The following is a 767-nucleotide window of genomic DNA, read 5'->3' on the forward strand; positions in this document are numbered from 1 at the left end:
GTCCTGATATGTCCCACAACGTATCGCCTTTTTTGACGATGTAGCGATTGGGCGCATCCGCTTTGATGGCTGGTGGTGGATTGTTAGCGTGGGCTGTGGTCATCAACATGGCACTACTAAATGTCGTAACTAATAATCCTTTTGCCAGTGCTTTTGCTGTCTTTTTTAAGCTCATCTTCATTGTTATATCCACAATATGTACCGCTGTTGTCGCCACAATTAGTATCATTTAGATCTATTACTTAACCTTAATCTTTGACTGTCATTAAAATAGTGACAAGCAATAAGGGTCGTAAAAGGACTTAATCGTACGATTATCATGACGCTTATAGGGCAGCTGTTCAGTGTAATTGGCTGGTATGATTACTAAAAAAGCGTCTAGCAAAATGATGAGTCGCCGACGCTGTTTCTAATATTACAATTATATCTACCATAACACAATCATAAACACTTTATTACAATGGCGTAACTTTTATATGAATATTATTTCTATAGTTCGTCATTGAAATTTATAGAGTTCCTCATGAAAATAAGTATTAAAATCCACTCTGATTTATGCTGGATTTGGTATCACATGCTGACGAATTTGCTCAGCGACCAGCTCAGCGCTGTTATCAAGCACCACCACATGCTGCGGTAAGCTCTCCAAGCCTTCGGTATGGGCTGGGCGTGCGATTTCTATCGATCCAATAGCTTCGATGATCGTATCGGCAAATTTCACTGGCAGTGCGGTTTCGGCACAAACAATCACCTCACCTTCGCACTGT

At 40.5% G+C, this 767-nt stretch carries 1 protein-coding gene and 1 pseudogene; both read right to left on the minus strand.

Annotation, left to right across the window (positions count from 1 at the left end; genetic code table 11):
* Nucleotides 1–181, minus strand: a pseudogene (locus L2737_RS22210) (hypothetical protein); the annotation flags it as partial.
* A gap of 372 nt (nucleotides 182–553) precedes the next feature.
* On the minus strand, nucleotides 554–767 hold a 214-nt coding region (locus L2737_RS22215), incomplete at its 5' end, for a hypothetical protein (protein ID WP_248957138.1).

It is taken from the genome of Shewanella electrodiphila (assembly GCF_023283985.1).
Taxonomy (GTDB): domain Bacteria; phylum Pseudomonadota; class Gammaproteobacteria; order Enterobacterales; family Shewanellaceae; genus Shewanella; species Shewanella electrodiphila.